Raw genomic sequence first — 13,436 nt, 5'->3', positions numbered from 1 at the left:
CCCATTGGCGTACCGGTTGTGATAAATTATTAATAGGTTGACTTTACTTTTTTAATATCTGAAATACGTTTTTCGGCGATTTTGTTTGCAGCATCAATAGTAGAAATGTTTTCGGCCTTAGAAAGTTTTAAAACATTGCGGGTTGCATCGTAAATATTTTCGGTAAGCTGCATGGTACGTTTTTTACTAAAGCCCATTAATTCCGAATAACAGTTAATAATACCCCCTGCATTTATCACGTAATCGGGAGCAAAAAGGATGCCTTTTTCAAGCAGCATTTCGCCATGCTCCTGCTCGTTTTGCAATTGATTGTTGGCCGAACCTGCTATAATGCCGCACTTTAATTTTTTAATAGTTTCGGTATTGATGGTTGCACCAAGCGCGCAAGGCGAATAAATATCGGCATCAATATCAAATATCGAATTGTTGGATACCGCCTCGGCACCATATTTTTTTGACACCTGGCGGGTGCGCTCGTCGTTAATATCGCTGATGTAAACCTTCGCGTTCTCATCACGCAGCAGTTTAACCAGGTTTTCGCCAACGTGGCCTATACCCTGTACAATTACCGAACGGCCGGTTATGGTATCGTTACCGTAAAGTTCTTTTACAGCTGCTTTAATTCCCATAAACACACCCTTTGCCGCTATAGGCGATGGGTCGCCGCTGCCGCCTAAACTTTCGGGAATGCCGGTAACGTGCTGGGTTTCCATACGGATGTACTCCATATCGCGCGGGTTGGTACCCACATCTTCAGATGTGATAAACTCGCCATTAAGGTTTTTTACAAAGCGGCCAAACTTCCGCATCATCGCTTCGGTTTTATCCTTGCGCGAGTCGCCAATGATCACCGAATAGCCCCCGCCCATGTTAAGCCCTGCAATAGCACATTTATAGGTCATGCTTTTTGATAGGCGCAAAACATCGTATAAGGCATCATTTTCTGATTTGTAGCTCCACATACGGGTACTGCCAAAAGCAGGGCCCAAAGTAGTATCGTGTATAGCTATAATTGCCCTCAGCCCGGTATCCGGATCGCTGCAGTAAACCACTTTTTTATGCCCAAAGGCATCAAGCTGGTTAAAAATACTATCGGTTGATTGTGTTGAGGGCATCAGGGAAACAAATTGTGATTCGTTTGTGCAAAAGTAGAAGTTTTATTCATAGTGGGCAAATGTTTAGTTGTAAAGTGAGAAAAGACAGGTTAACCTATCAAAAAAATGACTCAAGATAGTTTAAACAGTAACGCCGTAAACTTGAATTATAAACTTCATTACCGTACTTTTGAAACTCCGACTAATGAAAGACCTCGCATATCTAAATAAATTCTTTTACAAATATCGCTGGCGGCTGGTGCCCGGCGTACTGTTTGTTATTATATCAAATATTTTTGCCGTATTGCCCGCCCAGGTTATACGCGTAGCATTTGATCTGGTGACAGAAAACATTGGGGTTTACCAGCTATTTTCGGGCTTTAACAGGCAGGCTATTATTTACGATATTTTCGGCAGCAGTTTGCTGCTATTTGGGGTACTGGTGTTGGTGCTGGCCCTGCTACGCGGGCTGTTCCTGTTTTTTATGCGGCAAACCATTATACTAATGTCGCGCCATATCGAGTACGATATGAAGAACGAGATATACAGCCACTATCAAAAATTATCGCTGGCCTTTTACCGCCGCCACAACACCGGCGACCTAATGAACCGCGTTACTGAGGATGTTAGCCGTGTGCGGATGTACCTTGGGCCGGGCATTATGTACAGCATAAACACAGTGGTGCTTTTTATACTGGTGATATATGCTATGCTTACTGTAAATGTTAGGCTGGCCATATTTTCAGTACTACCGCTGCCCATACTGGCGGTTATTATATTTTATGTAAACACCATTATAGAATTTCGCAGCGAGCAGATACAAAAGCGCCTGTCAGGTTTATCCAGCTTTGTACAGGAGAATTTCTCGGGTATTAGGGTCATTAAATCCTACGTACGCGAAGGTTTTGTGCGCGAAAAATTTGCCGAAGAAAGCGAAGACTACAAAACACAAAGCATGGCCTTAGCCAAAGTACAGGCAATGTTTTTCCCGGCTATGCTACTGCTTATTGGTTTAAGCAACGTAATTACTATGTACATTGGCGGTGTAGAGGTAATGAAGGGTAACATCACCGCCGGTAATATTGCCGAGTTTATTGTGTATTTAAATATGCTTGCCTTCCCGGTGATATCACTGGGCTGGGTTACATCGCTTATACAGCGCGCCGCGGCATCGCAAAAACGCATCAACGAGTTTTTGCACGAACAGCCCGAGATCATATCGCCCAATGCATTGCCACATACCCTTAAGGGTAAAATAGCATTTAAAGATGTATCGTTTATTTATCCTGACACGGGTATACAGGCTATTAAAAATGTATCATTTACCGCTAATCCCGGCGAAATGGTAGCTATTATTGGGCGCACAGGTTCGGGTAAATCTACCCTGGCCAATTTAATTATGCGCATGTATGATACCACAGGCGGCCAGGTTTTAATAGACGATCAGCCTTTAACCGCCCTAAACCTGGATAGTTATCGCGCACAAATTGGTTTTGTGCCGCAAGAGGTTTTCCTGTTCTCGGATATTATATCGCATAACATCGCCTTTAGCGCTGATGTGCTGGATATGCCCCGTGTAGAGCAAGCTGCTAAAGATGCCGCCGTTTATCAAAATATAATAGAGTTAGAAAAAGGCTTTGATACGCTGATAGGCGAACGCGGTGTCACACTTAGCGGCGGCCAAAAACAACGCGTAAGCATTGCCTGCGCAATAGTAAAACAACCACAGGTTTTAATATTTGACGATTGCCTGTCGGCTGTTGATACCCGTACCGAAGAAGAGATATTGAGCAATTTGGGGCGTATTATGCAGGGTAAAACCAGCATTATTATATCGCACCGTATATCTACCATAAAAAATGCCGACAAAATATTAGTGCTTGATAACGGCGAAATTATTGAGCAGGGCACCCATAACCACCTGATGGATGCAAAAGGCGCTTATTTTGAACTATATGAAATGCAATTGCTTGAAGAAGAAGAAAAAGCCTGATTGAAACCCTATACACTTTAACTGCGTAAAAGTTTATTAATGTTGCAATTAATGCTTGCACTTTAAAAAAATATTTATATTTATGCCAACCAAAACTAATTACGATAAAGATTTTTATGGGAGATTTTGACAACAGAGAGCGTGAAGAGGTGTACTCGAAGAAAGTTAGAGCAGGTAAAAGAACTTATTTTTTCGATGTAAAAGCAACCAGATCAAACGATTATTATGTAACTATTACCGAGAGTAAGAAACGTTTGGAAGACGGGGTTTTTATCAAGCATAAGATATTTTTATACAAAGAAGACTTTGAAAAATTTGCTGAAGGCCTAAAAGACACTGTGGACTATATAAAAGACCACCAGGAAGTAGTTGAGAAACGCTATGAGTACAGCGAAAACCCCGAGATAGCTAAAGCCGACGAGGATTTCTCCTTCTAAAAACACTGAACAAACCCTAAATTATATAAAAACACCCTGCCCGAAAGGCAGGGTGTTTTATTTTTATGGCGGTTGTTACTAACGGGCCATCATTGATGCGGCACCTATACCTGCAACAATCATAATTACAAAAATTAATATATATAAGCCTACTATAACAATTGTGGTTATACCCCACATTTTAAAAAACGACTTTAATTTGCTTAATGCCGTTGTTACATCGGTGGTATTACTATATAATATTCCGCTTTTTATTTTATCGCCAAATTGGTACAGATACAACGAAAAGAAAAAATAGAAAACGGCGAAAATCACATACAAAAAGCTTACCCACGCCCCCATTGCTCCGGGTGAAACTGCAGAATACGGGGTACCTTCTGCCGGTTGAAATTTAGACATGGCACCAAAAAATGTCCCCATAAATAAAGCGCCCAACAAAATAAATCCGGTAAGCACAAAGCCAACTATACCCAAAAAATATGCCCACTGGCCTGCCTTTTGTAAGTAATACTGTGCTGCATCGGTTAATATAAGTTGTGGTTCGGGGGTTGGTTGCACCGCTTCGGTGCTTTCAATAGTTTCCATTGTAATAAGTTTGGTTTTTTTTAATTCTTTTAAAGATATAAATTATCTAAAACCAAACAATAACATTACTAATGATTAATGCCCGGCATAAACAATACAGCTATTGTAAAATAAATGATGAGCCCGGTAACATCAACTAAGGTGGCTACAAACGGCGCGGATGAAGTTGCAGGGTCGGCGCCAAGTTTCTTTAAAACCAATGGAAGCATCGATCCGGCTAAGGAGCCCCATAATACCACCCCTACCAATGCCAGGCCTACAATAAAGCCCACCAGCATCCAGTCGGGGCCATAAATATTGCTAAAAAGCGTCCATACATATATACGCATAAAGCCAATGATGCCCAATGTAATGCCCAGTAACAGGCCCGATATTATTTCGCGGCGCATTACCCGCCACCAGTCGGTAAGCGTTACCTCGCCTAATGCCATGGCCTGTATAATTAAGGTAGATGCCTGCGAACCGCTGTTACCCCCGCTTGATATGATTAAGGGCACAAACAGCGCCAGCACCACAGCCTTTGCAATAGCGTTCTCAAAATGGCCCATAGCCGTTGCTGTGAGCATTTCGCCTAAGAAAAGTACGATAAGCCAGCTTGCCCGCTTTTTAACCAGGCGAAAGATATTGATATCAAGGTAAGGCTCATCCAAAGCTTCGGTACCACCAATTTTCTGGATATCTTCGGTATACTCTTCGTTAGCTATCCAAAGTATGTCATCAACCGTAACAATGCCTAACAGTATATTGTCATCATCTGTAACCGGTAAGGCGGTGCGGTTATTCATCCTAAACACGTTGATGGCTTCTTCTTGCGGGTCGTTTGCGCTCAGGGCTATTAAACGGCCATCCATCAGGTCGCTTACCTTCGTTTCGGGGTTTACCAGCAATATTTCGCGTATACGTATGTCGTCAAGCAAAATACCGTTGTCGCCAATTACGTAAATTACATCAATGGTTTCGGAGTTTTTACCATAACGGCGTATGTGCGATAGCACACGGTTTACATCCCAGCTTTTTTTAACAGCTATATAGTCGGGGGTCATTAAACGGCCCACGCTGTCTTCTTTGTAACCTAACAATGATAAGGCCTCTTTACGGTCAGAAGGCGAAAGGTGCAGTATCAGCTTGGTTACCGCGTCGCCATGTAATTCGCTAAAAAACGCGGTCCGGTCATCGGGTGGCAGCTCGTTAATAATCTCGCTTACCTTTTTACCCGAAAGTTTTTTGATGATACGCTCCTGGGTAGGGAAATCGAGTATCCTAAATACATTTACCGCCCGGTTAATAGATAGTATCTCGATAAACTTTGGCCCATGCTCGGGCAATTCATCTATAAGCTCCTCAACGTCAGATATATTCAGGTTGTTCAAATATTCCTGTAATTGGGTAGTGTCCTCCTGCTCCAGTAATAATTCTATTTGCTCAACCATATCTTCCATAAAAAGCCCTCTTTTTTACATGTTATTAACCTGTTTTATACCTTTTGGTAGCGCAGGCAAAAGTCGTTTATTTTTTCAAATTACAAGGTAGTTTTTTCTGTTATCTTTGCGCCTTTAAGTGAGGCAGGGAACAAGAGTCAAGACACACGGCTCGGTTCTTAATTCTTGTCTCTTGATTCTTGATTCAAAAATTTAAAATACATGGGTTTACAATGTGGTATAGTAGGTTTGCCGAATGTGGGTAAGTCGACACTTTTTAACTGTTTATCAAATGCAAAGGCACAAGCGGCCAATTTTCCGTTTTGTACCATCGAGCCCAATGTGGGTGTTATTACCGTTCCGGATGAACGCTTAACCAAGCTTACCGAAATTGTTAATCCTAAAAACGTTGTACCAAACGTTATAGAGATAGTGGATATTGCAGGCCTGGTAAAAGGCGCCAGCAAAGGCGAGGGATTGGGCAACCAGTTTTTGGCCAACATACGTGCCACCAACGCTATTATACACGTGTTGCGTTGCTTTGATAATGATAATGTGATACACGTTGACGGATCTGTTGACCCGATACGCGACAAAGAGATAATTGATACCGAATTACAACTGAAAGACCTTGACTCGATAGAGAAAAAGATACAGAAGGTAGAGAAAATGGCCAAAACAGGTGGCGATAAAGAGGCTAAAAAAACCTACGATGTACTAACTATTTACCGCAACCACCTGCTGGAGGGTAAATCGGCCCGTACTGCCCCTGTTGCCGAAGAAGACAAAGAATACATAGCCGACATTTGGCTGCTTACCGCCAAACCGGTAATGTACGTTTGTAATGTAGACGAGGCTTCGGTTGCAAATGGCAATGCTTATGTAGAAAAGGTTAGAGCAGCCGTAAAAGAAGAAAATGCCGAAGTGTTAATCATATCGGCACAAATAGAGGCCGAAATTGCCGAACTGGAATCGTACGATGAGCGCCAGGAGTTTTTGAGCGACCTTGGCTTAAGCGAGTCGGGCGTGAACAAGCTAATTAAGGCCGCCTATCGCTTGCTAAATTTAGCCACATACTTTACCGCCGGCGTGCAGGAAGTACGCGCATGGACCATTACACAGGGCTTTACAGCCCCGCAAGCGGCAGGTGTTATACATACCGACTTTGAGAAAGGCTTTATCCGTGCCGAAGTGATCAAGTACGATGATTTTGTAAAATTTAACGGATCGGAAGCGGCAATTAAAGAAAACGGCAAAATGGCCGTAGAAGGCAAAAGCTATATAGTTGCCGATGGCGACATTATGCACTTTAGGTTTAACGTTTAAGCCACTCAGATGTAAGAACCAGGAATGAACGGGTAAATCAATCTTAAATCTTGATTCTTACTTCTTGATTCTAATATAATACCTTTGCAAATATTGTTCTCGTAGTTCAATGGATAGAATTATGGCCTCCGAAGCCGTCGATATGAGTTCGAATCTCATCGAGAACACATTTTTAAAAACCGCCTAAGTTTACCCTTAAGCGGTTTTTTGTTTCACAGCTATTGGGTATTATTGCATTGCCAATTGTTCACCCATGAAAATTAAATTACTTATCCCGGCTCTTGTTGCCTGCTTTTTTATAAAGGCAAATGCGCAAAACACCAACTACGCAACTGCAAAAGCACCGTTACGCCAAAACCCATACATCGAGCTGCCGCTTGGAGCCATAAAGCCCGAGGGATGGTTAAAAGAGATGCTGATACGCCAAAAAACAGGTGCAACCGGTAATTTAGATAAACTTTACCCGCTGGTTATGGGCAACCGTAACGGCTGGCTTGGCGGCGATGGCGACCAATGGGAACGCGGCCCTTACTGGATTGATGGCCTATTGCCCCTTGCCTATATTTTGGATGACAAGGCACTTATTGCAAAAGTAAAACCCTGGGTAGAGTGGAGCATAAAAAGTCAGCGCTCTGATGGCTTGTTCGGCCCAAAAAAAGACCTGCCTGAAGAAGCCGGCATACAGCGCGACAACACGCAGGACTGGTGGCCAAAAATTGTGATGCTAAAGGTGCTGCAGCAATATTATTCGGCCACGCAGGATAAGCGGGTAACCACTTTAATGACCAATTATTTTAAATACCAGCTAAAAGAATTACCTCAAAAACCGCTCGATCATTGGACGTTTTGGGCACGTTACCGCGGCGGCGATAACCTTGCCATGGTTTATTGGCTGTATAACATTACAGGCGATAAATTTTTGCTTGATCTGGGCGACTTGCTGCACAAGCAAACCTTTGATTTTACCAATGCTTTTTTAAATACCGATATGTTGATGACCGACGGCAGTATACATGGCGTAAACCTGGCCGAGGGTATGAAAGAGCCTATTATTTACTACCAGCACCATAGCGATGCCAAATATTTGGATGCCATGGTAAAGGGATTTAAGGATCTGCGCAAATATGATGGCATGGCGCATGGTATGTATGGCGGCGACGAATCGCTGCATGGCAACAACCCTACACAGGGGTCGGAATTGTGCAGCGCGGTAGAAATGATGTATACCCTTGAAAATACCTTAGCCATTACAGGCAAGGTGAATTACGCCGATCATTTAGAACGTATTGCCTTTAATGCGATGCCTACGCAGGTATCTGAAGATTTTATGACCCGCCAGTACTTTCAACAAGCCAACCAGGTGGTAATAAACAGGCAAATGCGCAATTTTGATATTAATCACCACGGTACCGATGTTTGCTACGGTTTACTTACCGGCTACCCTTGCTGCACATCTAACATGCACCAGGGCTGGCCAAAATTCACACAAAACCTTTGGTACGCCACCCCCGATAATGGTTTGGCCGCGTTGGTATACTCGCCCAGCGAAGTAAAAGCATTTGTGGGCCATCATAGCGAAATATCGTTTAAAGAAGAAACCGGCTACCCCTTTGGCGAAACCATTAAATTCACCTTACAAAGCAAGGGCGATATTGCCTTCCCATTTAGCTTACGCATACCCGAGTGGTGTAAAAAAGCCAATATCAGCATAAATGGCGCCGCCTACTCACAGCCTGATGGTAACCAGGTAGTGCAAATAAACCGTACGTGGAAAAACGGCGACGTTGTAGAGCTTACCCTGCCTATGCACATCACCAAAAATACATGGTACGAAAATTCTGCATCTATAGAGCGCGGCCCAATTGTTTATGCCTTAAAAATTGGCGAGGATGCCAAAGTGATCAAAAATGATAAGGACGCCCTGGACTATGGCGATAGCTGGACCGAGATCTATCCAACCACTCCCTGGAATTATGGCCTTATACGCACACCCGATAATAAGCTTGACGATGCCTATAAAGTACAGGCAACGGGCGATGTAAGTAATTACCCATGGACACAACAAAATGCGCCTATCAGCATTAAAACCAAGGCCAGGCGCATTCCTTCGTGGGTGTTGTATAACGATATGACAGGGCCCATCCCCTATAGCCCTATTTACCAAATGGAGACCGCTAAAGAGGAAGAAGAGATAACGCTGATACCTTATGGTTGTACACGCTTACGCATAGCGCAGTTCCCGGTGATTGATAAAAAGTAGCTTTATTAGGGTAACCGATTTAATGTTCTACCTTTACCGGCATACATGGAAGAAAGAAAATATTTAACAACCTGGAGAAAGTACATACCCGTTATACGTTTACACCTTAAAAAAAGCCTTGTTCAAGAGCAAAGCTTTAAGCTAAATATCACCGATTTTGAATCGGCCGGCGATCGTGGTAAATCAGGCTATACCTTTAACCTTACTATCGAAAACGGCAAGGTAACCAACAATATTAGCGGCTCGGCCGTAGCCCGCGACTTATTTGAAGCTTTAAAAACCGACGAGACTATTAAAGCTATGCTGCAAGATAAAAGCATTAAAATAAGCATTGGCAAATCGTTTATACTAAGTATAAAAACAAGCCATATATCATCTTACAAAGCCATTTAAAGCAAAGAGGCCGGTAAGTTAACGATACCGGCCTCTTTTACATTGGCAAGGCATATTACATACCCGGTTCCATTTTGGTACCTATGGCTATCCTGTTCCACCCGTTTATAGCGATGATGGCCATGTAAACCTGTGTAAAATAAGCATCGCCTAAAACTGCTATGGCTTTATCATAAGTTTCGTTTGATACGCCACCCTTGCTTATCAGCGTAACTTCTTCTGTTAAGGCCAAAATAGCCTGCTCCTTTTCGTCAAAAAATGGAGTTTCGCGCCAGGCGCTCAGCGTATATATCCTTTGTTCGGTTTCGCCTGCCTTGCGTGCATCTTTTGTGTGCATATCAAGGCAGTAGGCACAGCCGTTTATTTGCGACGCGCGTATTTTTATCAGTTCCTGGTGCAGGGGTGTAATTTCGGTTGCTTGCACATAGCTTTCAAGCGCCATCATGGCTTTATATACAGCCGGGTTTTTTACAATTTTAATTCTGTTGCCCATGTTTTCTTTGTTTTTTGTTAATACAAAGTTGCACAACAACCGCCCCTCAAAAAATGAACTGAGTTTAAGAAAAGTACCCCCAGCCCCTGAAGGGGAGCTTTTGAAATGCTTTAAAAACAGTCATAATAGGGTTTTACTTCCCCGTTAAGAAAAAGAGGGCTCTCCCCCTTTAGGGGGCTTGGGGGGCTTTTTTTGCCCTTAACCTGCTTAAAAACTGCGGTGTAAAGCCAAGGTACGATGCCAGCATATACTGTGGTATCCGCTGCATAAAGGCTGGGTAAAGTGCCGAGAAGTGGCGGTAACGTTCTTCGTCGTTCATGTTAAAAATGAAACCTATACGGCGTTGGGCGGCCACAAAGGCTTTTTGCATCATTATACGGAAATAGCTTTCAAAAGCGGGTATTTTTTCGAAAAGCATCACACGGTTCTTCTCGGTCATTAACAATACTTCAGTCGCCTCAATGGTTTGTATATAAGTGGTTGATGGCTTTGCATTTAACAAGCTATCCTGATCGGCTATCCACCAGGTTTCCAACCCAAACTGGATGATCTGCTCGTTTAGTTTTTTATTTAAAAAATACTGCCTTACCAAACCTTTTACAACAAAGTAATTACCCTGGCAAAGCTTACCCGGCTCCAGTAAAAGCTGTTTCTTTTTGATTTTTTTTAACTCCAGGCTGTCACAAATCAGTTGTTCCTCTGCCGGGGTTAATAAAACATACCGTTTGATATGTAAAAGCAGATCCGGATACATGGTCATTAATTAATTTGATACCGTTATAGGTGCTTTTTGAAGCCTCTTGGCCAATTTACCTATTGTTAAACCCTGCACTAAAATAGAGAATACCACAATAATATAGGTAATAAGTACAAACTCGTCACGGTACATTTCGGTGCTTAATGATAGGGCCAGCGCTACTGAGATACCTCCACGTAAGCCACCCCATGTAAGTATGGCTACCGCATGTTTCTCGAATTTTAGCTTATAACGAAGCAACGAAACAGGCAATATAACCGATACCCAGCGGGCCAATAAAACCAGCGCTATACATATTACCCCTATGAGCATCACCGTTGGGTTTATTTTGATAATGAGCATCTCAAGCCCTATCAATAAAAATAATATAGCGTTCAGTATCTCGTCTATCAGTTCCCAAAACTTGTTCAGGTAATCACGGGTTATGTCACTCATACTTTGTTCAGTAACCTTGTTGCCCGTAATAATACCCGCCACAACCATAGCCAGCGGACCCGAAACATGTAAATGCGAAGCCAGCAAATAACCACCCATGACTATAGCAAGGGTTATCATTACCTCTACCTTATAATCATCTATTGATTTAAGGGCAAAAAATCCGGCGTAGCCTAATAACACGCCAAACAGTACGCCTCCTAAGGCCTCTTGCATAAACAGCTTACCCACTGCAATGGCCGAAAAACTGTCCACGCCTGAGCGGGCAACTTCGGCTATACTAATGAATATCACCACCGCAATACCGTCGTTAAATAACGATTCGCCTGATATTTTTAACTCAAGCGAAGCGGGTATACCGGCTTGTTTTAGTATACCTAATACGGCGATAGGATCTGTTGGGGATATAAGCGAACCGAATAAAAGGCAATAAATAAAGGGCACGGGCATGGCAAACAGCTTAAACAGCATCCAGGCCATCCATCCAACCAAAAAGGTTGATATAAGCGTGCCGATGGTAGCCAGTAACAATATGGGCCAGCGTTCTTTACGCAGTTTTGCCGCATCAATATGTATTGCTCCGGCAAATAGCAAAAAGCTCAGCATAAAGTTCATCAATACATCTCTAAAATCTACCGACACGGCTAACTCAATGGCCTTTGCCGACAACAATGACCCTTTACTACCCAGTGTTGCAAGCAATATTGACGATATAAGCGAGAGCGCCATGATACCTATGGTAGGCGGCCATTTTATAAACTGATGATTGATGTAGGCGAATACAGCAGCCAATACAATAGTTATAGTGATAATTTCCTGTGTATTCATTTATAGTATAGATGTCCGGTTTTTAAACCCTTAAACGAAGTTAAAGTTTTATAATAAAATACACTACACATACCAGTTGGTATGCTAATAATTGTGTTAAATAAGTTTTAACTGATTGTGTATCTTTTTATTAAGCTTTATTTTGATATTAAAAGTGGCTTTTTGAGCAGCTATGGCCTATAACCTTTGCATATTGGGCTATAAATCATTCCATTTTTTTGTTGGTTACAGGGAGATTTTTTTCATTTTTTCGTTACCCTGCACTCACTAATATAAAAAAATATTCCAATAAAAAAAGTTTTAAACAACTTGCCTCGTTTTTTTGATTACCGATTGGCTGGTACGGCGGGGAGCCGCTGTAAAGGACAGTTAAGGAGAGTTGTGTATTTATGGGTATAAATATAAGGGGACTATCCGTCCCCTTATACGTATTGGTTATTTTAACGCATCGGCTGCATAAGCGCGGCAGATTTTTACCTGCTCCACAGCATTTGAGCCTGCCGGGATATCGTATTCCAGCTCTATGGTAGCCGGGAACTTATATTTATTGGCTTTCATTAAAGCCAGCACCTCTTTTATCGGCGTATCGCCCTGGCCCCATGGTGCATTTGGCCCATCATGAAACTTACGGTCCTTAATGTGCATGCTTACTATACGGTCGTGGTATTTTTCGATAAATGGCACCGGGCTGCTGCTTGTGCCCGACGAGTAGTGGCCAATATCAAGGTTTACCGCATTGTATTTTGATTGCGACAACGCAGTATCCCACAATGTGGGTGTAGCTTGTGTATGCGCGTGGTAGCCTACATAAACTTTATGCTTTGTTGCCAGGTCGCCAAGGCGTTTGCTTTGTGCCTCGTCGCCTAATTCGACAGTTACATGGCTTGCCCCAAGCACTTTGGCTACGTTAAATGCATAGTCAATTTCGGCATCGGTATTTTTGGGGTTAAGGGCATTGGGTTTCCAGGCGTATATGCTTACACCGGCATCATTATACATCTTACGCAGGTCTTTAAACTTATCCATAGGTGCGTTTGCGCGCCATTCGGCCATTTTTTTACTAAACTCATCCCAATTACCACCTTTTTCGCGTTTTGGGGCTCCGGCGTAAGCCTCGGCGGCATCGCCCATTAACTCAATGGCGTTTATATTACAATCTATACAATACTTCAGCAGGTCTTCGGCAGTGCCGGGCATACTACGGAACGAATAGGTTATTACCCCTATCTGTACGCCATTTATCTTTGAATTTGGTTTATCGGCGGCAAACAGCGACCGCGCAAATGAAGCCTTGCTTAATAACAACATGCCTGTTGCAGCAATAGCACCGGTGCCAATAAACTGGCGCCTGCTTAAGTTATTTTCTTTCATGATTTTAAATACCGGGTTTAATATTGGTTTAAACCAAAGTTATTAA

General features: G+C 42.7%; 12 protein-coding genes and 1 tRNA gene. 6 read left to right on the top strand and 7 right to left on the bottom strand.

Features of this window, described 5'->3' with window-relative positions:
* Positions 1-29: 29 nt before the first annotated feature.
* Positions 30-1,115 carry a Glu/Leu/Phe/Val dehydrogenase gene (locus tag FFF34_001465; GenBank protein TSD66096.1) on the bottom strand — a complete coding sequence of 362 codons (1,086 nt, stop codon included), beginning with the start codon at positions 1,113-1,115 and terminating at the stop codon, positions 30-32.
* Between the two features lie 184 nt (positions 1,116-1,299).
* Here FFF34_001465 and FFF34_001460 point away from each other — a divergent pair, with 184 nt between their 5' ends.
* Positions 1,300-3,087 carry an ABC transporter ATP-binding protein gene (locus FFF34_001460; GenBank protein TSD66095.1) on the top strand — a complete coding sequence of 596 codons (1,788 nt, stop codon included), beginning with the start codon at positions 1,300-1,302 and terminating at the stop codon, positions 3,085-3,087.
* A 116-nt stretch (positions 3,088-3,203) separates the two neighbouring features.
* Positions 3,204-3,524, top strand: a complete 321-nt coding sequence (locus tag FFF34_001455) for a DUF3276 family protein (protein TSD66094.1) — start codon at positions 3,204-3,206, stop codon at positions 3,522-3,524.
* A gap of 78 nt (positions 3,525-3,602) precedes the next feature.
* Here FFF34_001455 and FFF34_001450 read toward each other — a convergent pair whose 3' ends face one another.
* Together FFF34_001450 and mgtE are read right to left on the bottom strand one after the other, a co-directional pair.
* Positions 3,603-4,109 (bottom strand): hypothetical protein, encoded by a 507-nt coding sequence (locus FFF34_001450; GenBank protein TSD66093.1) that lies wholly within the window; start codon positions 4,107-4,109, stop codon positions 3,603-3,605.
* Between the two features lie 68 nt (positions 4,110-4,177).
* Entirely contained in the window at positions 4,178-5,548 is a 1,371-nt protein-coding gene (gene mgtE / locus FFF34_001445; protein TSD66092.1) for a magnesium transporter, read from the bottom strand.
* A 201-nt stretch (positions 5,549-5,749) separates the two neighbouring features.
* On the opposite strand from mgtE, the gene ychF reads away from it, so the two are divergent.
* From ychF to FFF34_001425, 4 genes are all read left to right on the top strand, one after another.
* Positions 5,750-6,853 carry a redox-regulated ATPase YchF gene (gene ychF, locus FFF34_001440; GenBank protein TSD66091.1) on the top strand — a complete coding sequence of 368 codons (1,104 nt, stop codon included), beginning with the start codon at positions 5,750-5,752 and terminating at the stop codon, positions 6,851-6,853.
* A gap of 95 nt (positions 6,854-6,948) precedes the next feature.
* Positions 6,949-7,020 (top strand) — tRNA-Arg (locus tag FFF34_001435).
* 86 nt (positions 7,021-7,106) lie between these two features.
* Entirely contained in the window at positions 7,107-9,113 is a 2,007-nt protein-coding gene (locus tag FFF34_001430; protein TSD66090.1) for a hypothetical protein, read from the top strand.
* Between the two features lie 45 nt (positions 9,114-9,158).
* Entirely contained in the window at positions 9,159-9,506 is a 348-nt protein-coding gene (locus FFF34_001425; protein TSD66089.1) for a hypothetical protein, read from the top strand.
* A 55-nt stretch (positions 9,507-9,561) separates the two neighbouring features.
* Here FFF34_001425 and FFF34_001420 read toward each other — a convergent pair whose 3' ends face one another.
* The 4 genes from FFF34_001420 to FFF34_001405 form a co-directional block, all read right to left on the bottom strand.
* Positions 9,562-9,999: a carboxymuconolactone decarboxylase family protein gene (locus FFF34_001420; protein ID TSD66088.1), complete on the bottom strand. Its 438-nt coding sequence runs from the start codon at positions 9,997-9,999 to the stop codon at positions 9,562-9,564.
* 169 nt (positions 10,000-10,168) lie between these two features.
* Positions 10,169-10,753 (bottom strand): Crp/Fnr family transcriptional regulator, encoded by a 585-nt coding sequence (locus FFF34_001415; GenBank protein ID TSD67931.1) that lies wholly within the window; start codon positions 10,751-10,753, stop codon positions 10,169-10,171.
* Between the two features lie 9 nt (positions 10,754-10,762).
* Entirely contained in the window at positions 10,763-12,019 is a 1,257-nt protein-coding gene (locus FFF34_001410; protein TSD66087.1) for a sodium:proton antiporter, read from the bottom strand.
* A 435-nt stretch (positions 12,020-12,454) separates the two neighbouring features.
* On the bottom strand, positions 12,455-13,390 hold the full coding sequence (locus FFF34_001405; protein TSD66086.1) for a sugar phosphate isomerase/epimerase: 936 nt from the start codon (positions 13,388-13,390) through the stop codon (positions 12,455-12,457).
* Positions 13,391-13,436: the final 46 nt, after the last annotated feature.

This window comes from Inquilinus sp. KBS0705 (genome assembly GCA_005938025.2).
Lineage (GTDB): Bacteria > Bacteroidota > Bacteroidia > Sphingobacteriales > Sphingobacteriaceae > Mucilaginibacter.
This window is presented reverse-complemented; position numbering and strand designations above follow the sequence as displayed.

Excerpts from the sequence above, each read along its gene's own strand:
- FFF34_001465 (TSD66096.1), bottom strand. The coding sequence starts at position 1,115 with ATGCCCTCAACACAATCAACCGATAGTATTTTTAACCAGCTTGATGCC.
- FFF34_001460 (TSD66095.1), top strand. The coding sequence starts at position 1,300 with ATGAAAGACCTCGCATATCTAAATAAATTCTTTTACAAATATCGCTGG.
- FFF34_001455 (TSD66094.1), top strand. The coding sequence starts at position 3,204 with ATGGGAGATTTTGACAACAGAGAGCGTGAAGAGGTGTACTCGAAGAAA.
- FFF34_001450 (TSD66093.1), bottom strand. The coding sequence starts at position 4,109 with ATGGAAACTATTGAAAGCACCGAAGCGGTGCAACCAACCCCCGAACCA.
- mgtE (TSD66092.1), bottom strand. The coding sequence starts at position 5,548 with ATGGAAGATATGGTTGAGCAAATAGAATTATTACTGGAGCAGGAGGAC.
- ychF (TSD66091.1), top strand. The coding sequence starts at position 5,750 with ATGGGTTTACAATGTGGTATAGTAGGTTTGCCGAATGTGGGTAAGTCG.
- FFF34_001430 (TSD66090.1), top strand. The coding sequence starts at position 7,107 with ATGAAAATTAAATTACTTATCCCGGCTCTTGTTGCCTGCTTTTTTATA.
- FFF34_001425 (TSD66089.1), top strand. The coding sequence starts at position 9,159 with ATGGAAGAAAGAAAATATTTAACAACCTGGAGAAAGTACATACCCGTT.
- FFF34_001420 (TSD66088.1), bottom strand. The coding sequence starts at position 9,999 with ATGGGCAACAGAATTAAAATTGTAAAAAACCCGGCTGTATATAAAGCC.
- FFF34_001415 (TSD67931.1), bottom strand. The coding sequence starts at position 10,753 with ATGTATCCGGATCTGCTTTTACATATCAAACGGTATGTTTTATTAACC.
- FFF34_001410 (TSD66087.1), bottom strand. The coding sequence starts at position 12,019 with ATGAATACACAGGAAATTATCACTATAACTATTGTATTGGCTGCTGTA.
- FFF34_001405 (TSD66086.1), bottom strand. The coding sequence starts at position 13,390 with ATGAAAGAAAATAACTTAAGCAGGCGCCAGTTTATTGGCACCGGTGCT.